24 protein-coding genes and 2 pseudogenes are annotated in these 21,339 nt (G+C 35.1%); 7 read left to right on the top strand and 19 right to left on the bottom strand.

Annotation, left to right across the window (positions count from 1 at the left end; genetic code table 11):
* The first annotated feature begins 14 nt into the window (after positions 1-14).
* Both DJ93_RS23005 and DJ93_RS23000 read left to right on the top strand, forming a co-directional pair.
* Positions 15-1,961: an ABC1 kinase family protein gene (locus DJ93_RS23005; RefSeq protein ID WP_042983417.1), complete on the top strand. Its 1,947-nt coding sequence runs from the start codon at positions 15-17 to the stop codon at positions 1,959-1,961.
* A gap of 141 nt (positions 1,962-2,102) precedes the next feature.
* Positions 2,103-2,348, top strand: a complete 246-nt coding sequence (locus DJ93_RS23000) for a hypothetical protein (protein ID WP_042983416.1) — start codon at positions 2,103-2,105, stop codon at positions 2,346-2,348.
* 54 nt (positions 2,349-2,402) lie between these two features.
* Here DJ93_RS23000 and DJ93_RS22995 read toward each other — a convergent pair whose 3' ends face one another.
* The gene (locus tag DJ93_RS22995; RefSeq protein WP_042983415.1) at positions 2,403-3,083 is read right to left on the bottom strand and encodes a DUF3600 domain-containing protein; all 681 of its coding nucleotides are present in this window, start codon (positions 3,081-3,083) and stop codon (positions 2,403-2,405) included.
* Positions 3,080-3,658: a sigma-70 family RNA polymerase sigma factor gene (locus tag DJ93_RS22990; RefSeq protein ID WP_042983414.1), complete on the bottom strand. Its 579-nt coding sequence runs from the start codon at positions 3,656-3,658 to the stop codon at positions 3,080-3,082. Before DJ93_RS22990 ends, DJ93_RS22995 begins: the two co-directional genes overlap by 4 nt.
* A gap of 206 nt (positions 3,659-3,864) precedes the next feature.
* On the opposite strand from DJ93_RS22990, the gene DJ93_RS22985 reads away from it, so the two are divergent.
* Positions 3,865-4,851 carry a quinone oxidoreductase family protein gene (locus DJ93_RS22985; protein WP_042983413.1) on the top strand — a complete coding sequence of 329 codons (987 nt, stop codon included), beginning with the start codon at positions 3,865-3,867 and terminating at the stop codon, positions 4,849-4,851.
* A 29-nt stretch (positions 4,852-4,880) separates the two neighbouring features.
* A pseudogene (locus DJ93_RS22980) lies at positions 4,881-5,518 on the top strand (hydrolase).
* 44 nt (positions 5,519-5,562) lie between these two features.
* On the opposite strand, the gene DJ93_RS22975 reads toward DJ93_RS22980, so the two are convergent.
* The 11 genes from DJ93_RS22975 to DJ93_RS22925 all read right to left on the bottom strand — a co-directional run bounded on the left by DJ93_RS22975 (position 5,563) and on the right by DJ93_RS22925 (position 15,863).
* Complete coding sequence (locus tag DJ93_RS22975) at positions 5,563-5,946, bottom strand: VOC family protein (RefSeq protein WP_042983412.1); 384 nt, start codon at positions 5,944-5,946, stop codon at positions 5,563-5,565.
* Positions 5,947-6,337: 391 nt separating this feature from the next.
* Positions 6,338-6,643, bottom strand: a complete 306-nt coding sequence (locus DJ93_RS22970) for a hypothetical protein (RefSeq protein WP_042983411.1) — start codon at positions 6,641-6,643, stop codon at positions 6,338-6,340.
* A 362-nt stretch (positions 6,644-7,005) separates the two neighbouring features.
* A complete protein-coding gene (locus DJ93_RS22965; RefSeq protein ID WP_241484363.1) occupies positions 7,006-7,374 on the bottom strand; it encodes an NUDIX hydrolase in 369 nt (122 codons plus the stop codon).
* Positions 7,375-7,642: 268 nt separating this feature from the next.
* Complete coding sequence (locus tag DJ93_RS33900; protein WP_042983410.1) at positions 7,643-8,395, bottom strand: hypothetical protein; 753 nt, start codon at positions 8,393-8,395, stop codon at positions 7,643-7,645.
* Between the two features lie 20 nt (positions 8,396-8,415).
* Entirely contained in the window at positions 8,416-8,913 is a 498-nt protein-coding gene (locus DJ93_RS22955) for a hypothetical protein (protein WP_042983409.1), read from the bottom strand.
* A gap of 871 nt (positions 8,914-9,784) precedes the next feature.
* Complete coding sequence (locus DJ93_RS22950) at positions 9,785-10,294, bottom strand: SecY-interacting protein Syd (RefSeq protein ID WP_042983408.1); 510 nt, start codon at positions 10,292-10,294, stop codon at positions 9,785-9,787.
* A 176-nt stretch (positions 10,295-10,470) separates the two neighbouring features.
* Complete coding sequence (locus DJ93_RS22945) at positions 10,471-10,845, bottom strand: hypothetical protein (protein WP_241484311.1); 375 nt, start codon at positions 10,843-10,845, stop codon at positions 10,471-10,473.
* Positions 10,846-11,589: 744 nt separating this feature from the next.
* Positions 11,590-12,759 (bottom strand): DEAD/DEAH box helicase, encoded by a 1,170-nt coding sequence (locus DJ93_RS22940; protein ID WP_042983407.1) that lies wholly within the window; start codon positions 12,757-12,759, stop codon positions 11,590-11,592.
* A 19-nt stretch (positions 12,760-12,778) separates the two neighbouring features.
* The gene (locus tag DJ93_RS22935) at positions 12,779-13,306 is read right to left on the bottom strand and encodes a hypothetical protein (protein WP_042983406.1); all 528 of its coding nucleotides are present in this window, start codon (positions 13,304-13,306) and stop codon (positions 12,779-12,781) included.
* 90 nt (positions 13,307-13,396) lie between these two features.
* Positions 13,397-15,085 (bottom strand): formate--tetrahydrofolate ligase, encoded by a 1,689-nt coding sequence (locus DJ93_RS22930; RefSeq protein ID WP_042984312.1) that lies wholly within the window; start codon positions 15,083-15,085, stop codon positions 13,397-13,399.
* Between the two features lie 100 nt (positions 15,086-15,185).
* Positions 15,186-15,863 (bottom strand): class I SAM-dependent methyltransferase, encoded by a 678-nt coding sequence (locus DJ93_RS22925; RefSeq protein WP_042983405.1) that lies wholly within the window; start codon positions 15,861-15,863, stop codon positions 15,186-15,188.
* A gap of 204 nt (positions 15,864-16,067) precedes the next feature.
* On the opposite strand from DJ93_RS22925, the gene DJ93_RS22920 reads away from it, so the two are divergent.
* Positions 16,068-16,406, top strand: a complete 339-nt coding sequence (locus DJ93_RS22920) for a hypothetical protein (protein ID WP_042983404.1) — start codon at positions 16,068-16,070, stop codon at positions 16,404-16,406.
* A 30-nt stretch (positions 16,407-16,436) separates the two neighbouring features.
* Here the strand turns inward: DJ93_RS22920 and DJ93_RS22915 are convergent, their stop codons facing one another.
* From DJ93_RS22915 to ytfJ, 4 genes are all read right to left on the bottom strand, one after another.
* Positions 16,437-16,649 (bottom strand): hypothetical protein, encoded by a 213-nt coding sequence (locus DJ93_RS22915; RefSeq protein ID WP_042983403.1) that lies wholly within the window; start codon positions 16,647-16,649, stop codon positions 16,437-16,439.
* 66 nt (positions 16,650-16,715) lie between these two features.
* Complete coding sequence (locus tag DJ93_RS22910) at positions 16,716-17,039, bottom strand: hypothetical protein (RefSeq protein ID WP_042983402.1); 324 nt, start codon at positions 17,037-17,039, stop codon at positions 16,716-16,718.
* Between the two features lie 51 nt (positions 17,040-17,090).
* Complete coding sequence (locus tag DJ93_RS22905) at positions 17,091-17,867, bottom strand: hypothetical protein (RefSeq protein WP_042983401.1); 777 nt, start codon at positions 17,865-17,867, stop codon at positions 17,091-17,093.
* A 160-nt stretch (positions 17,868-18,027) separates the two neighbouring features.
* Positions 18,028-18,453 carry a GerW family sporulation protein gene (gene ytfJ / locus DJ93_RS22900; protein WP_042983399.1) on the bottom strand — a complete coding sequence of 142 codons (426 nt, stop codon included), beginning with the start codon at positions 18,451-18,453 and terminating at the stop codon, positions 18,028-18,030.
* Positions 18,454-18,585: 132 nt separating this feature from the next.
* Here ytfJ and DJ93_RS22895 point away from each other — a divergent pair.
* Positions 18,586-18,756 (top strand): annotated as a pseudogene (locus DJ93_RS22895) (GNAT family N-acetyltransferase); the annotation flags it as partial.
* A 258-nt stretch (positions 18,757-19,014) separates the two neighbouring features.
* On the opposite strand, the gene DJ93_RS22890 reads toward DJ93_RS22895, so the two are convergent.
* Positions 19,015-19,395, bottom strand: coding sequence for a hypothetical protein (locus tag DJ93_RS22890; protein WP_142920650.1), 381 nt, complete (start codon positions 19,393-19,395; stop codon positions 19,015-19,017).
* A 47-nt stretch (positions 19,396-19,442) separates the two neighbouring features.
* On the opposite strand from DJ93_RS22890, the gene DJ93_RS32850 reads away from it, so the two are divergent.
* Positions 19,443-19,610, top strand: coding sequence for a hypothetical protein (locus tag DJ93_RS32850; protein ID WP_161785254.1), 168 nt, complete (start codon positions 19,443-19,445; stop codon positions 19,608-19,610).
* 1,303 nt (positions 19,611-20,913) lie between these two features.
* Here DJ93_RS32850 and DJ93_RS22880 read toward each other — a convergent pair.
* A complete protein-coding gene (locus tag DJ93_RS22880) occupies positions 20,914-21,117 on the bottom strand; it encodes a hypothetical protein (RefSeq protein WP_042983394.1) in 204 nt (67 codons plus the stop codon).
* Between the last annotated feature and the right edge of the window lie 222 nt (positions 21,118-21,339).

The raw sequence follows: 21,339 nt of genomic DNA, 5'->3' as shown, positions 1-21,339 counted from the left end.
GGAGGAATGATACAATGTTTTTTCAATTTTTTCTACTAGCAGTCATTATGTCTTTTATTAGTGGTCGACTAATTGGTACAAAACTAAATCTTTTCAAACAAGCAAGTGCAGCCACTTTAGGTGTTTCACTTACGTCAGCTATGTATTGGTTTTTATATTTACGCTATCAAGATGAATCGATTGTCGGTGTTGATAGATATTTTTGGCTAGGAAGCTCATTAATTGTATCGATGCTTTGTTACCTAGTTTTTGAATTATTTGATCCTATTAGGCGTGGTGAAATGGATGACGTAGTAATGGAAAGCCGAAATCCTATTTCAAAATTCTTTGCTAAGATTGGTAGACAAAAAAGATATATGCGCGTCTCTTCTATTGCAATAAAACACGGAATGGGAAAATATTTAGCTTTAAAGCGCTCGCCAGAAGCAGATCGTAAGCTCGCCACTTCACTTCGAAATACACTAGAAGAATGCGGTGGTGTATTTATTAAATTCGGACAAGTTTTATCAACTCGATCTGATTTATTACCACCTGTTTTTATTCACGAGTTATCAAACCTTCAGGAAAATGTAACACGTTTATCACAACAACAAGTTGAAGAAATATTGAAAAAGGAATTACATATACCAAAAGATGAAATTTTCAGCTCCTTTGAAATGGAACCGTTAGCTGCCGCCTCGATTGGCCAAGTACATAAAGCGAAGTTGAAAGATAGCGACCAGGATGTCGTCGTTAAACTGCTACGTCCTAATATTTCTGAGACAATTAAACGTGACTTAGATATTTTAATTCACTTTTCTTTATGGATTTCCAACAAATCAACTTGGGCTAAAAATATCGGATTTGTTGATTTAGCACATGGCTTCTCTATCGCAATGAAAGAAGAAATTGATTTCAAAATTGAGGCTCGTAACTTCGAACAAGTGTCAGATTCACTAAAAAATAGCGAAACGAAAGTAAAAATACCGAAAGTATATCAAGAATACAGTAATTCAAAAATACTTGTGCTTGAATTTTTAGATGGAGTAAGTGTTAAAAGTGGGTCAGCATTATTAAATGAATTACAAATTGATACGAAAAAAGTACAACGGCAACTCTTTGATTGTATTTTAGAGCAAATTTTCTTTAAAGGTATTTTCCATGCAGACCCTCATCCAGGTAATGTGTATATTCTTCGTGATGGCACTCCTGCATTACTTGATTTCGGTTCTGTCGGACGATTAGGAACACTACAACAAGATGCATTCAAGCGACTACTTATTGGCTTTGAGCGCAAAAATTCATATGTCTTGCTTGATGGACTGCTTCAATTAGTTGAAAAGAAACCAAATGTTGATAAAGAAGGATTAGAACAATCTATTAGTCAATTATTAATCCAAAATACGTACGTTTCTACAAATGGTTCTGAAGAATTCATTCAAGGGTTGTTTCAAATAATCGCTGAGTTTGAATTAGCATTTTATCCAATGGTTGCAGGGGCTTTCCGCTCTCTAATTACACTAGAAGGAACGATGCTGCAACTAAATCCTGAATTCAATTTAATGGACGAAGCGAAACGCTTTGCGAAAGATCATGCAGCTAGTTTCATGCCAGTTAACAATTATTCTAGTCTAAAAGAAGCCGCAACAAACGAATTACTCTCTATGTTACCTGCCGTACGACGCATTCCTAGAAAACTAGATGATTTAAGTTCAAAACTAGAAAACGGAGAATTATCCGTAAAGGTCGGCTTTTTCTCTGACGAAACAAATGCATCATTCATTACTACGTTTATCTCACAATTCCTCATTGCATTTATTGGAACTGCATTTGGTGGGATTTCGGTAGGCGTATTGCATTTAGCAAACAATGCGAAAGAGCCAAATGATCAATTTTTAAGTGTCGTTGGTTACGGTGGTTTATTTATAAGTGCGATATTACTTGTAAGAGTAGCTATTCATGCGGTAAGAAAATTTAAGTAATAATAAAACGAGTATGAAATCACGTAGATTTTATACTCGTTTTTTATTGTAAATATATTCAATATGTACTAGGAAATTTATGTTAAACTAAAGAAAATCGTGCACTATGTCAAAATACATTTCAACCAAGGGAGAATTATTATGTATAGATTTTTTGGATTCTCGTTTCTAATGTTTCTCGCAAGTTTATGTTCTTTCTTTATTCTAAGAGGACCTAATGCAAATTTAACTTTAATTATTACGATTCTAGGCATACTTTCATTACTCGGCATTATTTTTGCGATCGCATCAAAAAATTGGTTATTTAGAATAGTTGGTACAGTATTAAATGGTGTAATACTAGTATTTGTATATTTCTTATTACTAGCAAAAGGCATAGGTGGTTAATATACTTCCGTTTCAATAAGAAAAGCTCAGAGCTTAGGCTATGAGCTTTTTTACTTATCTCACCTTTTCATCTACATACTCCATAAACTGCTCCGCTTTCATAAATCTTTCTTTGTACGCCTCAGGTACTTCTTCTACTTTCATTCCACCAGTTGATTTTGTCTTCACTCGTACTATTTCATGTGTCATTAAAGCTTCCATATAGCGATCAAACTCTTCTTGTGTTAATACTTCTTTACTAGATTTATGACCATTTAATTTATCAAAGTATGGTTGAAGGCCCATACTTACCTTTTTCATTTCTTCTCTTTTTGCTGGTGATAATTGATCATAATCAATATTACCGTTCGAATCTCCGTACTCAAGCTTTGCATTTGTAAGTTTTTTTAGCTCTTTTGTAAACTCTTCATATTCCTTCGCACCCATTTCATCTTTCGCTTCTGATAATTTTGCATTAAAACGCATATACGCTTCTAATGTCATCGCTCCGGCATGTTTTTTTACATTCTCAAAAGATCCGTATATACCATCCGCCATAATAGATTGATACGCAAAACCAGTCGTCGGGATTAAAAGAGTTGCTGCAAGCACTCCTGCGATAAGACGTTTCTTTCTCTTACGCCCCCCTTGATTCATCTTTATTTGAACGATTACTTTTTCTTTTAACTCCGGCGGTGCAACAATCCCCTTCGCTTCTTCTTGTATAGATTCTCTAACTCTGCAATCTAAACTCATTTCACATTCCCTACCTCTCCTAAAAAGATTTCTTCTACTTGCTCTTTTTGACGTAGTTTCTTTAATGCCGCATGAGTTCTAGACTTCACTGTACCGATTGGAATATGTAATATTTGTGCTACTTCTTCTTGTGAATAATCGTGTAAGTATCTTAAAATAATCACTTGTTTCAATTTATACGGTAATTTATGAATGAGTTCGATTAGTTTTTGATTTGATATTTTACTTACAACATCGTTAGAAAAATCAATTTTTACTGGTGTTCTTTGCTCTTCTGCTTTTTTTATAATTCGTAGTCGCATCCACCTCTTTCTTCTATAAGAATGAATTTGTTTAATCGCAAGTCCAATTAGCCAAGGACGAAATGGCTTTTCACTATCGTATTTACGAAGCGATTCATATAGCTGTATGTATATTTCTTGAACGACATCATCTACATCCGTTTTATCCTCTATTAAGAAATGTGCTGTTTTATATACTTCTTGAATCGTTTTATCATATAATTCGCTATACGCTTCTTTATTGCCCGATAAAGTTAATTGGATTAAATGTACGTAATCTATTTCACTCTTCATATACCATCCCTCCTTTGTCTTACACAATATATTGGCAAGTAATTCATATTTCGTTCGATTTTTTCAAAAGTTTTTTATATAAATTAATATAATGATTCAATGGGTTCATAAGCTTCACTTATAACCATGCATAACTATTATATAATTTTCCAATTTCTAATGAAGGTTTAAAATGATTTATATAGTCAAATTTAGGAGGATATATGATGAAAGCTATCATTGTAACGTCGTTCGGTAGTCCTGAAGTGATGAAATATACAGATGTGGATATGCCGACTATTTTAGACAATCAAGTTTTAATTCGCGTTGTTGCTACTAGTGTAAATTTCGCTGATATTAAATCCCGTTATGGCAAAAAAGGAAATAAAGCACTACCTTTTATACCAGGGCTAGATGCCGCTGGTATTGTAGAACGTGTCGGTTCTCATGTGAAAAATATTCACCCTGGACAGCGTGTCATTGCTTTTCCTCAAAATGGATCTCACGCAGAATACGTTGTTGCAAATGAAAACCTTACTTTCGTTTTACCTGATGAAGTCGACTTTCAAACTGCAGCTGCTTGTCCGATCGTATCTTTTACAAGTTATAATTTACTTGCAAATGTTGCAAGGATTCAACAAGGTGAATCTGTACTCATTCATGCAGCTGCTGGTGGAATTGGTACTACAGCGATTCAACTTGCAAAACTATTAGGGGCTGGAAAAGTTATCGGTATTGTCGGAAGTGAAGCAAAAAAAGAAATTGCTTTAGATGCTGGAGCTGATTATGTTATTTGTCATCAAGATGAAGATTTTGTAGAGAAAGTCAATGAACTGACAAACGGAGAAGGAGTTAATATCATTTTAGACTCTATTTCTGGAACTGTTTCGGAAAGAAGTTTAAAATGTCTTGCTTATTATGGTCGCCTCGTTCATTTCGGTAATGCTAGCGGTGAAATTGGTAATTTTGAAACGAAAGATTTACATGCAAGTTGCCGCTCTATACTCGGATTCAGTTTCGGCACTACCCGAAAAAAACGTCCGGAACTACTCCAAAAAACTGCAAATGAAGTTTTCCGTTATTTACGTGACGGACGTTTGCAAATTAAGGCTACGAAATCTTTTCCACTTCAAGATGCAGGGAAAGCACATGAATGGGTCGAAAGTAGAAAAAGTACAGGGAAAGTAATACTAACTGTTCAGTCCTCTTCCTGAAATAAATACTTGAAATCGAGGTGTCATTCATGGGATCACGAATTATGCATGCTATTATCGCTAACGGTATTGCCGAAAAACTATGTATTCAAGATAAAACATCTTTCATACTTGGAGGGGTAGCCCCTGATGCGGTTCATTCAGCAGAAAAAAAAGAAACTTCACACTTTTACGCTGGCACAACGAAAAACTATACGAGAAGGATAGATTTCAATTCTTTTTTCATAAATATAAAGTTCATATGGATTCCCCTTTTCTCTTAGGTTATTACACCCACCTCATTGCCGATGACAATTGGCTAAGCGGCTTTTTTCTACCTTGGCTAAAAAATAGAATAGAAAACGACGAAACTATCGCACCTATGTACTATAACGATTTTAAATTATTGAATGCAAAGTTACTTCATCATTACGATAATGAACAACAGCTCTTCTCTCTTCTCAATCAAGAGGCTCACATCGTGGATATTGAAGAGGTTTCTAAAGAAAACGTTTTAGCTTTTCGAAAGTATCTTTTTGAAGATATGTTGTATCCAGAGCAACTTTTGCATGAAGACTTACAGGTGTTTTCGTTTGACCAAATTGTTGGTTATATCGAGACAGCTATTGAAAAAGGGGCATTTTTTATTAATCAACTCTCTAATGAAAGATCCACTTCAAACATGTAATCCCCCTCAAGATATTTGAGGGGGATTTTCACATAACAATATTATTATTGGTTCTTTTCCATAACCGCAAAATAATTCCCTTCACTATCAGCAAAGTTAAACACTTTACCAGAAGGCATAGTTACCATTTCGCCAACAGTAACATTTTTATTTGTTAAATCTGTATATAATTGGTCAAGATTTTCTGAGAAGAACATTAAAGACGGTGTACCAAGATTCAATTCTGGGCTCATTTTCGAAATAGCTTCTTTATTATGTAATATAATGCTTGTTTCTGCACCGTTAGTCGGAGCGATTTCAATCCATCTCATTCCTTGCTTGTTATCTTCCTCTGCTACTACATGAAACCCTACCTTTTCCGTCCAAAAATTTACTGCCTCATCTTGATTATTTACATACAGCATAATTTGTCCGACTTTATGAATCATTTATTTTCCCCCTAATGGTTTTTATATTCTATGTAGGTTTCTACAGGTACTATTGTTAATCCTTTTTCATTCAGTTGAATGCTTATAAATCGCTAGTCATTAAAAAGTTATCTTTTTGCTATGGGGAACTTAATAACCTTTGCTTAATAGCAATAATGTGGCTGTACCCCATCGCTATCAAGCTACGGTTACGAAGTCCCCCTAAACAATTTTTTTATCTCTTTACAATTATTTATGATCATTCAGCTCATTTTTGTCGTTTTGGGGAACAACCAATTTTTTAATATAGATTTTCAATTATATTACCGTCCTTTGGTTCAGTTTCACGAATCATATAACTATCTACCTTTTGCATTTAATATATCATGGTAAAGATAAAGATTGATTATGGCTATAACTCTATATAGGCTTTTTCCCCACCTGGAATCTTAAATTTATTTACATCATATTCTTTAATTATATATACCTTTATCGCTTCAAAATCTTTATCAAAAGCAAGAATTGGATTTTTTAAGAAATATATTATTTCTTCCTCGTCATAAATTCGGGCTTTAATTATTTCTTTATCAGAGTGAAAAGATAAATCGACTCCTTTGTAAAAATATTCGTAGTATCCCTCTTCATCCTGCTCACTCTTATCTTCAAATGGAACAGATTCAATATGATATATATTCCCATTTACATTTATTGATTTCATACAACATTACTCCCTTTTCAAGAATATCCATCAGAAGGTAAAGTGATAATAAAGTTATTTAAATGTTGTTCAACCAAAGCACCCTTTAGTTCAATAAGGGGTCCCGCCACATGCCCATCAAGCTAAAATTTTATAGTACCCCCAGAACGAAACTTTGTGCTAACTTGTAACAAAAAAGCTCATTTTTTCGTTTGGGGGTATTTGCTTTTCTTAGCTTAATGGCGATGGGGTATCACCAACATTTCGGAAAAAAAACACGCTAAGAAAAATAAAAGTCTTGCTGCATATGAAGTGTAGCAAGGCTTTTTTAAGTTGTTTTATTCTTATATTACTCATGTCTTTGTTAGCTAACACTTTAATTGTTATAATAGCCTTTTGTTTAATTCCCACAATGCTGTTTTGTTGCTATCCCATTTCAAAAGCGTTACTGCTTCCTCAAAGCATAACCATTTAAAATTGAAGTGCTCTTTGGATAATGAAATATTTTTTGTAGGAACTTTAACTCCAAAAGAAAATTCTTTTATTACATAAACATCTTCTCCCCAAAGGAATCCTCCAACTACATCCTCTACTGGTAGTGAAGACACAGAATCTAATTTTATATATGGACATTCTCTTATAATACCAGCCTCTTCAAACGCTTCCCGTTTTGCTGATTCAATCGGAGTCTCACCATCTTCTCCACCACCAGCTATTCCTTGCCAATAACCATAATCACTTCGGTTAAAAATAGCATATTAAATAGAATCATCAGTTTTTATATAAGGAAATATCAATACTTGATATGGTGCTCTCATTGCTTAACCTCCTCCCTGTGTAATGATAATAAAGTTGTTTCATTCGAGAGCCGAAAAACACGAATTTCGTACGCTAAACAAAATTTTATTAAGAAAAAGCCGATTTCCTGTACGCAAAGGAACCAACTTTTTTAGATTAGCTTGTTTCACTAATGCACTTGTTTATTAAATAACAATTTACCTTTAACTAGTTTTTACATAATCACTTTTGGTTTTCAAACCAAACTTTAACACTTTCAAAAAACTTTGACCCATTATATACCATATCTAAAGCATCAGCTACCGAACTTTCATCAGAGTAATATCTTTTAGTGCATTCATAAAACTGGATTGCTATATTTTTCATTTCGTCCTCAGGTAAAAAATGTATTGCCTTATTTTTTGGCATTTGCCATACTTCAATTGCATCATGATGTACATGGGATAAAACATGATATATTGTTGGAGAAACTTGTGTACTGAGTAAACGAACAACTCTATCTAATCGCTCTTTTCCGTGGTCTAAAAGAGTTGAAAAATACTTTGGTACAACAATTATATTATTTAATGCTTTTATTGCTGTCTGCTTCAATTGCTCATTTGTTGCTTCCTTGACCGGCAACCTTCCAGCTACAATTTGATAAGCACCAGGTACTGGACCAACAAATCCTTCTGGTAATTTATCTGTTAGTGCTTCACATTGAATATAACTAAATGGTTTTGTATCAATTTTGCTTAAATCACGATGAATTTCTAAGTATAGCTCCAATGGTAATACCCCTTGTTTTTCAAAAGCAGTTTCCTTCAAATAAAGATGAAAATCAATATCACTTGAACCAGGAATAACGCCACCTTTTACTACTGAACCGTGAACGATTAAGCCAATAAAATCCCCCCCTGTATGATATTGATAAATATCAGCAACTTGACCTATAATTTTTTGTCCATCGACTTCATATGTCAATTCCCGAGTCATGACTGGCTGTTTTTTATCATTTAGTATCCATTTTTTGAAGAGTCAATGGGCTTTATGTCGCAACACTCAAAATGAATTTCATAATATTCTTCCTCAGAAAATATTTGTACAATTTGGCCCATGACCTTATCAGCAATTATAAATTCATTAGTTTCAGAAATGTCCCAAAGTTCTTCAATAAATTTTGTGAAGTTCAATATCCTAACATTTACCCATATCGGTTCTAAACAATTAGGAACTAATATAAAATATTCTGTTTTATGATTTGAAAAATTTAAAGAACCTAAAGAATTTTCAATCCAAAAAATATACTTACTTTTAACAGCACCAATTGGAATACGGAACTTTGGTTTAGAATCAACCTTACGAAACTTTTTCAATGCTATATCGAATAGTTCTATCCATGAAGAAACGGGATTTTCAAATTCAATAAATTCTAAATTTGAAAATTGACTAACGATTTTTTTAGCACTAATTAACGCCTTTTTCCTACGAATCCTCTCACTTTGATATATCATAATCTATACGCCTCTCATTAATTATAGGTTGTTATTAGGCCTGTATATGTTTAAATATCTTTTCTTCATAAAATTATAAGTATACGGATTAGCTTCTTCTTTTAGTTTAGCTGCATGTGTATGTAATACGCCATCATTAATATGCTCACAATTAGCTTGTTTACTTTGAGATTCATCACACTCATAGTAACGCCCATGATGAGTGTAGTTAGCACTACATTCATAGTTCTTAGATTCATACTCTTTTTTAGATATATCATCTCCTACTTACCAATGTCGTGTAGCTTGTTGTGATCTAGGGATACGAGCTAAATCTTTAGCTTTATTAAATGTATTATTTAATTCCTTGAATTCTCCAATAAATTTTTCCAAATACACTCCAAACTCCTTTTATAACTTCTCCGATTATTTTTTTCAGAAGAACTACCTAATATTATGCAAGATTCCATTAGTTTATTTGTCTTTATCCTATTAGTAAAACACAAGCTTATCGCTAAGTTACAAGAAATCTTAACTCATTGCACACCAAAAATCACACTAAAATTTACTTATTATTTTTTAACAAATTTACCGAAAGAATTCTCCTTCCTCAAGCGTGTGAAGGGCGATAGGTGGGAGATGAATTTCAGTTTGGCATAGCCAAAAACTTTTGATAAACTGGATCTAGGAGATTACAGAAAGGAAATAGAGTGCGCAAACCAATCCATTCGGTTCCTGCGTAAAATATCAACCGTATCCAGAGTGCATCCAAACTTTGGACATCTAGGGGTGTAACGCCCCGAAGTAATGCTCAGGGAGGCGGTTACTTTCGTAGTGGAACTGAGAAGCTCCCACTTCAAGCTTTGCTAAGTGGCGAGTAGTTCACTATATCTTATGAAAGATTTAAAATTAATTCTGCTAAACTATCACAAATAACTTTGAAACTCCCTCCTTCATAATCTTCTAATTTTACTTTTCCATTTTCGTTATCTACAACTACCAAAAATCCATTGAACTCCATCCCAATAGGAATATTATTCAACTGATTATCATGTGCACTTTTATATCCTTGTAATGATACATAAAAGTCATGCAGTTCAATTCCTGGTATAACTGGATTCAACTCAAAATCATAACCTAAATAATTACCCCCTAAATCTAAAAACCAATAAGAATTATAATATTCTTGAATTGAATTATGTAATTGTATTCCCCAATCTTTTTCTATATGAGAAAAATCATGAATTACATGTTTCTCTAAAGGTCGCCAGCATACGTACCCTTCTGCATCTGGTTTTCCTTCGTAGATAAAAGTATCTGCTTCTTCTATCCATAAAGATTTTGGCAATGAATCATTACACTGTTGCCACTCTCTAACTATTTTATCAAAACAAATTTTCATTTTTTTATTTCCCTCCAAATTCTAGAAAATGCACATTACCATTCAAAACTTTATCAAGCTCTTCTATCCACGTTTTGGAATGAACATCCAATCGTAAAACCTCACCAACTAAAGCGATTCCTTCAAATAAATCAAAAAGCAATATATCAAAAAGTCCTTTACAAAATTTATAGCTATTATTCTTTACTCTTTATAAATTCTTTTAGTATTTCAAGGGTCTGTTGTAACCATACTATAGGCGTTATGTCTAAACTTTCGAAAAGTATTCCATCTGCACACCGCTGAATGTAGTTGTTTTTTTCATTATCCTCATAACCACTTTTAATAAAGTCAGTAAAAAAAATGATAGCGTATTGTAAATATTCCGTACTTGCTTCTTCAAGTAACTCCTGAAGTGCTTCTTCGTAAAATGTATCTTGATGAAACGTTGCTGCTAAAAACTGATAAACTGGATCTTCTGAATTCTTTTTTAATTGCATAGAAATCTCCTTTGGCAAACGTATTCTTAATCCACCAAGTCCATCACGATAAAACTCGTATATATATTTCATTTTTCACCTCCTAGTATAAACGGGATATCCGGTTATTATCTCATTATTTTTTATAATCATTTCTATTTTAAATCCGTGAGATGTTTGTCTTACATATCTAACTGTATCGACTTGAATCTTATTATTGTTTACTTCTTTCGCTTTGTAATTAACAGTTAATGTCGTACGTGTTGCTTGTGTTATTGTTTTTGAATTGCGTCAGAAGAAGATCTCATTTGAGTAGCAATTTGTTCAGCTTTTTGAACATTACTTCAAAATATTCCCATTACGATATAACTCCTTACTTTAATATGTTTTTTAATTGCCCAAAAAAAGAAGCTATGTAGTTTTTTATATTAATGATTTTTAACATGAAATAAGTAGTGTTTTCATATAGTCAAAAACATAGGCTCTATATCAATTGGTTAATCCATAAAATGGAATACGAAATTAATTATACCAATAACCCCCTACGTTTACTTAGAAAAAATTTTAGTTAGTGAATAATCTTTTTGGACATTTTTAAGAGTAAATATTTATTTATCCGAAAAGAGCACAATAAATCATACAAATGATTTAACTCAAACAAAAAAGACGTAACTACGTATAGTTACGTCTTTCCCATTATTTACGGGCAGTAAGACTCCCACCTCAAAAATTCAGGTAGAGCAAAGAAGTTAGGTGGGAGATTAACTGCCTGTAAACGCCCGATTGGTGAGAGCTAATAATCAGTGGGGAACAGCCACCACTGATTAAAGTTTCACATTATCTAGGCTTTTTCTTCCCAGTAAATGCTGGTTTCTTTTTCTTTGGTGCTTTCGGTTTCGTTTCTACAAATGATCCTTTGAACATTTCTTGCTTCGTAAACACGATACCTAATTTTTTCGCAAATTGAAGTAATTTACGCTCTTCTTGTTGTGTTACAAGAGAAACAACAGTTCCTTCTTTACCCATACGTCCAGTACGGCCTGAGCGGTGAATATATTGGTCTACTGTGTCTGGTAACTCTAAGTGAATGACATGTGTTAAATCATCAATATCTATTCCACGTGCTGCAATATCAGTAGCAAGTAAAATTTCTAATTTTCCGCCGCGGAACGCCCGCATCGTTGCTTCACGCTCTTGCTTACTTGCCTCTGCATGAAGTGCTGCAGCTTTCATTTTACGGAACTTCAATTTCTCCGTAATTTCATCTAAACGGAATGGGTCATTTAAGAATGCTACCGCTTTTACATCGCCCATATGCATAATTCTTCTTACATAATCATTTTTTTCGCGTCGCTCACAAATGATATACGTGTGCTCAACTAAGCTTTTTGACTCTGAACGTGTTACACGTACTAATTGTGGTTCAACTGCTAAATCACGTGCCGCATCTTCTGCTGCTTTTGTCATTGTAGCTGAAAAGAATACTAATTGACGATCGCGCATCGTTGATTTGATTACATCCTGTACAGCGCCCATCATCTTTTGTTTTACAATTTGATCAAACTCATCAAATACAATTGTTTTCACTTCGTGCATTTTTAGCTTTTTCATACGAATTAATTCTAAAATACGTCCTGGTGAACCAACAATTACTCTCGGGTGTTTCTTTAATTTTTCTACTTGGCGCTTAATATCTGCACCACCAATTAAAGATGCACCTGAAATATCAGTTCCTGCTGTAAACTTTTGAACCTCTTCGTGAATTTGCATTACAAGTTCACGTGTTGGCGCTAAAACAACAATTTGTGGCTGTTTTACTTCAGGATTAATTTTATGTAAAAGGGGTAATAAATACGCTAATGTTTTACCTGTTCCAGTTGGGGATTCAGCAATAACGTCTTGTCCTTCTAAAATAGTTGGAATCGCTTGTTTTTGAATTTCAGTTAACTCTTTAAAACCAGCCTTCTCCCAAGCTTGTTGTAAAAATGGTTGCATATCTTTTATCATTCGTTTTTCTCCTTTATCTCTATTTTTGAAGAAAATGCTGTATTGCTCGCACTGTTTCTATCATGTGAGAAATAACAGCTATTAAATCATCAACATGGTCTTCTGTAATCGCTTTTTGAAATAGAACCTCTACCTTATTATGATATGAAATCGCTTGCTTATTATATTCGTATGAAACTTTCTGCATAATCATTCTTTCTTTTCCCCATATAGAACGCATTAAAGTTTCAATTTCTTCGCATCCTATCTCTGGCTGTTCTATCGGGAATGAAAATGCTAACTTCATTTCACAACCTGGTGTAAACTGAGGCACTTCTAGTATTTCACCAGACAAGTTCTTTGCATCCACAGATAATGAAAATGTTGCTTCTACTAATGGTTCGAACGGTTCTGTTAATTGAAATGAGATATGATATATACGACTTAATGAGGCAAGGTCCATCATATCTTTTCGATTTGTTACAAGAATGTCTCCATGTAAATCAAAATCATAAACAGCACCTTCTACGATTACTTTTAAATTGTCAAAAGCAGTTGGATCAAACATAATTTCCTCCAAAAAACAGGCGCCTTTCGATGGAAAGGCGCCACTTGATGTATATATAGTTTACAGATAAACGAGATGAATTACAACCTTTTAGAATAAACCTACTGCTTTTCCATCTTCATTTACATCCATTTGTAGTGCTGCTGGTTGTTTTGGAAGGCCTGGCATTGTTAACATTGTTCCTGTTAACGCAACGATAAACCCTGCACCGATTGATGGTTTTAGTTCACGAATTGTAACGATAAAGTCAGATGGACGACCTAATTTTGTTGCATCGTCAGAAAGAGAATATTGTGTTTTCGCCATACAAATTGGTAGGTTACTCCAGCCTTCTCCTTCAAATTGAGCTAATTGTTTACGTGCTTTCGGGGCAAACTCAATATCTTTTGCACCGTACACTTTTTGAGCAATTGTACGAATTTTTTCTTCTAATGGTAATTCTAATTCATAAAGTGGTGCGTAATTGTTTTCACCTTTTTCAATTTCTTTTAATACTTTCTCAGCTAAATCAACACCGCCTTGGCCACCTTTTTCCCAAACTTCTGTTAAGGATACTGCATAACCACGCTCGTTGCACCATTCTTGTAAGTATGTAACTTCTGCATCTGTATCTGTAATAAATTTGTTAATCGCAATTACGAATGGAACGCCGAAGCTTTGGATTGTTTCAACATGTTTTTGTAAGTTTTCCATTCCTTTTGCTAACGCGTCTACATTTTCTTCTTTTAGTTGGTCTTTTGCCACACCACCGTGCATTTTAAGCGCTCGAATCGTCGCAACGATAACGACTGCCTCTGGTTTAATGCCAGCTGCGCGTGCTTTAATATCCAGAAACTTCTCAGCACCTAAATCCGCACCAAATCCAGCTTCTGTAATAACATAATCACCTAATTTCGCTGCCATTGTTGTAGCAATAACGCTGTTACAACCGTGAGCGATATTAGCAAATGGTCCACCATGAATGATTGCTGGTGTATTTTCTAATGTTTGTACTAAGTTTGGTTTTAATGCATCTTTTAATAGAAGTGTTAATGCTCCTTCTACTCCTAAATCTTTAACTGTTACCGGCTGATTCGCAAAGTTATAAGCGACTACGATGCGAGATAGACGTGCTTTTAAATCTTGAATATCTATCGCAAGGCAGAATACGGCCATAATTTCAGATGCTACTGTAATATCAAAACCATCTTCGCGTGGTACACCTTGAACTGGTCCACCAAGACCAATTACTACATTACGAAGTGCACGATCATTTAAATCAACGCAACGCTTCCAAACAATTTTACGTGTATCAATTTGAAGTGTATTTCCTTGTTGAATGTGGTTATCAATAAACGCTGCTAGTGCGTTATTGGCAGTTGTAATCGCATGAATATCTCCAGTAAAGTGAAGATTAATATCTTCCATTGGTACAACTTGTGAATAACCACCACCTGCTGCCCCGCCCTTTAATCCCATCGTTGGTCCAAGAGATGGTTCGCGAAGTGCAATTACTGTTTTCTTACCAATTTTATTAAAAGCTTGCCCTAAACCAACTGTTACTGTTGATTTACCTTCTCCTGCTGGAGTTGGGTTAATCGCTGTTACTAAAACAACTTTTCCGTCTTTCTCGCTTTGTAAGCGCTTAAAAATTTCAAGAGATAATTTTCCTTTATAATGTCCATATGGCTCTAATTCTTCTTCTAAAATGTTTAATTCAGCTGCAATCTCTTGGATCTTCTTCATGCTTGCTTCTTGTGCAATTTCAATATCGGATTTAACTGTTGTAGTAGTTGTCATATACCCTAGTCCCCCTTTAATTGATTCTGATGATATTGTATCAGTTTTTTGTATTTTCTGCACTTATTTACCTCCTAAATTCCGCCCATTTCTTCGCAATTTATTTTTTTAGCATAAATACCCATAAAAATGTTAACGCTTGTTGTAACTCTGTAGGTAACTGCCCAAGCATCTTTTCATTTACACCACGTTTATATACACCCATACCATCTACAATTTCAAATCCTTGTTCTTTTGCTAACTGCTCAAATTCCCAAGGCATCATTGTATTGCAAACGACATTTTTTCCGTATAAACGTGGATAACTATTTTCACGCGGCTTTGCTGTCGGTCCTAAAATCGCAACACAAGCGTAGCCATCTTTCTTTAAAACACGCTTTATTTCACTTAACGCTTGCAAAGGTTCCTTAGTCCATTCTAGCGAATTAATTGCCATAATCGCTTCAAATTCCCCATTTTCAAATGGCAATGAAGAAAGATCACCTTTAATAAAAGATAAATTTGGACCTTCTCCGCGTTCCTTCCCCTTTTGAATCATAAACTCTGATAAATCGACTCCATATGCTTTATATCCTGCAACACTTAATTTGTATGTACCGTAACCATCACCACATCCAACATCTAATACCGATACACCTTTTTCTACATACCGCTCAAAAAATGGAATGATTGTACTCCTGCTCCCACTATCCCACATTTCCCCACTATTTTGATTCCAAAACTCTGCATTACTATCCCATTTCTTCTCTGCCGATTCATGCCAATTAAACTTCGTCATACATTCCCCTACCTTCAGTTATTATCATTCATTTCATTCTACATCATTTTCCAGAATTCCTGTTTATCTTCATAAGGAGATGGATAAGATAGCAACAAAATCGAGATTCTCCAAAATTTGCTTCACTTGGGTATAACTCATGCTCATGTTCTTTTCTTTATGAAAGATAATAAAGATACACCCAATTGAAAGAGAGGGATGTATATGCCAAGAAAGAGAAATCATCATTTTAAAAGTGGTGAAAAAAAGGAAGAGTATGCAGCTGAAATATCTCCAGCTGGCATTCCGATTAGACATGAGCGCAAAGAAATTGCACATGAAATAGAAGGTACAAATACTGGTGCAATTATCGGCTATGTCGCATTATTCCTTTCGTTATTCTCAATTGCTTTTTATCCTGTTACACTCGGCTCCCTTGCTATTTTAGTTGGCTTATTAGCTGTTAATTTTGGAGCAAGAACACTCGGGTATACAGCAATTGGGTTTGGCAGTTTTTCTGTTCTATTCACTTTACTATATCCGCTTGCTTTATCAGCGTTATAGAAAAAACACACCAAGTTATACTTGGTGTGTTCACTCATGATACAGCATAATATGTCCGCATCCACAACAATGCTTTGCTATAATTTCTTGAAAGACTGGATAATTTTCTTCATCCCTATGTTCAATAAATACCTTTTCAAATCGATACATATTCGGTGCATACGCCCAATCTTGTTTCGTACGAGCGTATAATGTTGACGAAAAAAATTCTTCACCACCGCAAACGATACAGATCTTCTTCATACATATACCTCCTATGCTTGTCTTATTTCATTTATATGAACATAGGCATAAAAAAAAGACCTTCTATCATGAGAAAGTCTTTTCTGAAACAAAAAGAAATGTACCAAATATACCTACTCCGCTATACTCTTTCTTTTTTCCAGCTTCTGTTTCATACGCTTGTTTCACATTCATGAAAAATACACCATTTCGCGCATCAGTGCTTATGAACTTCAATTTCTCTTTTGTTTCACCTACATTTTGTGTGCATTCAAAACTATTCTCATCACATTCTAAAGCATACTTGTCCTCTAAATACAATCTAAAATCAGATTCTTTCGGACAAGTTAAAAGTAATATTGCAACAAGAATAATACTTACAATACCCACAATTGTGTAATATTTCTTCATTTGTTCTCCTTTCAAAAGACAAGAAAACTTGACTTCATTCGCCAAGTTTTCTTAGTCCACAACCCATTGCCACTCTTGTTCCTTCTTATCAAAAATGAGCCAACCAGTTTCTGTTGCTTCCTCTTTCAATTCATCGATATTATCTAGTACCTCATCTGTACTTTCAAACGAACCAACTACATATACCGGAATTTCAAGACCTCTTCTTGACTCAATTTTCCCCGCTAAATCAATATAAAGCCCATCTTCCATTAACGGAACAAGTCCCATGATAACTTCCTTTGAAATTGCTGGGAATATCTTTGATTTTTGGAAGAAAGAAAAACGTTTTTTTCCAAACGAACCGAGTTTATAAGGAATCACTTTACTTAGCATTCCTACAAAATCACCGATTCTACGGTAATACACTTTGTTGTACCAACCGTCATCATGTGAAAAATAAACAAATCTATTTTTCAACAACGGAAAGAATGTTCTCCCCAGTGGTTCTTTTTTGTGAGCCAAATATAGCAGTTCTGCAATTTCCTTTGGCTCTAATTCATCTAAATCGCTTGCATCATCAAAATCTACCCAACAAAATTCATCAAATTCATCAATCTCTGCTTGAATTAGCTTATGTATGTTTTCTTCCTCGACATATTCAAATAAAGTATGATAATGAAAATCTGTCCACTCAAAATTATGCTTTAAAAGCAATACTTGATGAAGCGGTGAAGGGATGTTACTTGCAAACTCTTTAAACGTAATTCCAGATGTAATAAAACAATGACCCCGACGATTACCATTAATATATATCATATTTTTTACTTGGTCAGATCCTCCAGACAAAGCACCTAGCCACCTTCGTTTTGTATGTTTCAATTCTATAGCATATTTTAACATGAAAAATTTTAGAAACATAGAAAAAACTTCAAAAACTATTTACAATTTCATGTGTTTTATTACATACTGATTACAAGAAAAAACACCTGCTCATAAGCAGGCGTTTTCAAACGATTTCATCCGGGTTTTGAGGGTGATGATTTCCCTCTTTCTTTTCATTTTTTTGGAACATCGATTGAATTTTATCAATTGTTTGTGGAGCTAACTCAATCATTTTTTCCGCTAAATGCGTCGCATTTTGTAAATGAAGAATGTTCACACCATCTTTATTCACCACTAGAAATGCTACTGGTGTAATTGAAACTCCACCCGCGCTACCACCGCCAAATGCAGGGTTACCGTTCGTTCTTTGCCCATCATTCGTTTGGAAATCAGATCCTCCTGCTCCAAAACCGAACGCCACTTTCGAAACCGTTAACACTACACCACCGTCAGCCGTTTGAACAGGCTCTCCAACAATCGTATTAACATCGACCATTTCCTTTAAGTTTTCCATTGCTGCTTTCATTAATCCTTGAATTGGATGATCCACCGTTCATAACCTCCTTTGTCATATCTTTCCTAGTTTTTCCGAAACTTTGTGAACTAAACATAAAATTTTATATTGATTTAAAAAACACGAAATTGTAATATTTAGAGAAAATAAAAAAGAGGTCAATTCGTTATGATACGAAAATTAACAAAGAAAGATAATGAGCAAGTATTTACTTTTCTAAAAGAAGAAGCAGCTATGAATTTATTTATGATTGGAGATATTGAAGCTTTCGGTTATGAGACAGATTTTCAAGAACTATGGGGGAATTTCAATAAAGATGGCACATTAAAATCCATTCTGCAGTATACCCTTGTCTAAGCAGTTCTTTTTTCATCCTAATGTACACTTGTTCATTATTCTCTACATAAAAATCCTCCATGATCACATCTATGTCTGCTCTCTTAGAAAACTCAATAACTTTTCCAGGGTCCATGAACAAAGGAGATGAGACACTTCCTTGTCTATGCTCCCCAGCTTCCTCCTGAGTTACGCTTGCGAATCTCTAAGAATGTTTACTGCTGGATCAGTGTCAGTGTAGTCCTCAATAGTAGTAACTAGTCACATGTTGACTGAGCTAACCTCATTAGAGAGGCAGTACCAGATAGTTTTAACTCCTTTACTACAACCTACTGCCATTTGAGCTTTATTGTAAGTAGCGTTACTCGCAGGTAAGTCTGCGTAGCCACTATAGAAGTAATAACCCATCGTATCGCCACTTGAAACACACTGTTTAGTGATATTTGCGTAAGGTATCTGAAATACATCTGTAGAGCTTCCACTAAGAACGTAAAATATCTCAGGAGATGTTACCGTACTAGGAGTTGATGTTTTGTAAAACCTTGTGAAGTATACTCTCTGAGCAGCACCTGTTAGGTTAATCACCTTGTTTTGATGTAATAAGAAATAAGCCTCTGTAGAGTTTAGCTTTTCTAGTTTCATTGCATATGAGCCTGCTCCTATTCCGTCCACTCGTGAGGAGTAAGCCTGTGCAATACCCTCCTCCAGCCCTTTCTCATAGTCCAGTCCATGTGTTAGGGCATTGTCCTGTAATGGACGGCTCACTACTCTTTAGTGTCCCAGAGAAGGTTGCATCTGCTCCGGACTGTACTTCCCATTTAGGGTATGTGGGATATCCATCTTTAACAGTGTATTAATCCTTATCAATCTTTTATTAAAGCCAAGAGTTTATTCTCCGTTACCATGCTTTCAAGTCATAATAAGCCTAGGGGGATAGTACTTGCGGCCGAAACCTAAAACGGTTTCCCTGAATGTGAGTGTGTTACCCTCATTACCCCCTGACCGGTATTATAAACATAGAATGTCCAGTACTTATTGGGGTCCCTTAAATCATTGAACCAACGGGCAGATGTAACACCTGCGGGAACCCACTGGTGAATAATGGTCGGCTCATTTTCCCTCAGCCCACGATCAACCCAAGAGCCTTCGCCAGGGGCTAATCCTAAAGTTGCTGGACGTTGTCCCCCCCTGAAAAACAGCTCAAGTATATTGAACTCTCCCTGCTCAGTTCCCGGATGCACACTAAAACTAAGCCCGCCACCTCCCCGGACAACTAGCGGATAGCTTTGTCTTATGGTGGTTTCCTCCCCTACATATCGCCCAGCTTGATACCCAGCTTGATACCCAGCTCGATATAAATCCAGATTAGGACTAGTTGTGCGATTCGCTATACCTTCGTCATAAGTATAAGGTGTATAATACGGATGATACACAGACAATCACTCCTCATTTTAATTATATTTTTCTCGATATTATATTTTTCTCGATATTATATTTGGCTGTCTATGTGTTAGATGATTGTCTATACATAATTTGGGGGACTGCCTAACAAAAAAGGCTATCTCCCATGACGGAGAATCGTACAGGAACGAAATGAAACCCCATTTTATTTATGATGATCCTTTAAAGTTCTCTACCCCTATACTTAATAAAAACTTATAGGTAAAGGGTCCCATCGCTTTTTTTACTATTCTGACCGATCATACCTGCAAAGGAATCCCCCTACTCCCTTCATAGCTAGAAACATTTTAGTCATTGTGAGATTGACAAAGTCTAAACCGTTAGCCATCATAGTGAACGTTGTAGGGCTCACCTTATCTTTCATATATTTCTAATTATCTTTAAAATCTTGTAAACTAGTTACTGCTTGCCTCTCCTCAGCAGTTAAACCTGAAAGAATCGTCTCTTGCTAACCTCGCTTGGTCTATTTTGTCTTGCACATCAGCCAACTCGCTTGTAGTCTCTACAACTCCCATTATTGAGGTCATTGCGGGTGCACCAAATCCAGCTGCAGCTATCCCTGCCGTTCCTAGCCGTTAAACCTCCAAGTCCCGCTAAGATAGGAGCAAGGTCTGCCGAGCCTACAGCCCCTAGAGCCGTTAGTTTACTAGCAAAATAGTCTACCTCACTGAAGTGTACCAATCGGGAAAAGCTCCATCATCATTCTCCGTTCTTTTTAGATATATTCTTCGACTTGTTACTCAAAATTTCTAATAGATAGGAAATTCCAATACCTATTCCACCAATAATCAATGCTGCAATAGCTGTTAGAAACTCCTTTCCCATTGGCTGCGGAAAAAAGAATGAAGAAAAAAATAACACTGCGGTAAAAATATACATCAAAATACGCCCTTGTTTAAACATGTGTGATTACTCCTTTTTTCTTTTTCAAAAGGGATAAAATCCGGAATCTCAATTTTATTAGGAACGACTTGATACTTATGGATTATTAGTTCAGAATCATTTTTATAAGTATATCTATATATCACGAATATACAATACATATTAAGAAACTTTTATGTAACTGTTAAATCCTCTGCAAAGGGAAGTTTTTTAGAGAAGTAATATTCTAAAGCACTTGCCTCA

It is taken from the genome of Bacillus clarus (assembly GCF_000746925.1).
Taxonomy (GTDB): Bacteria; Bacillota; Bacilli; order Bacillales; family Bacillaceae_G; genus Bacillus_A; species Bacillus_A clarus.
This window is presented reverse-complemented; position numbering and strand designations above follow the sequence as displayed.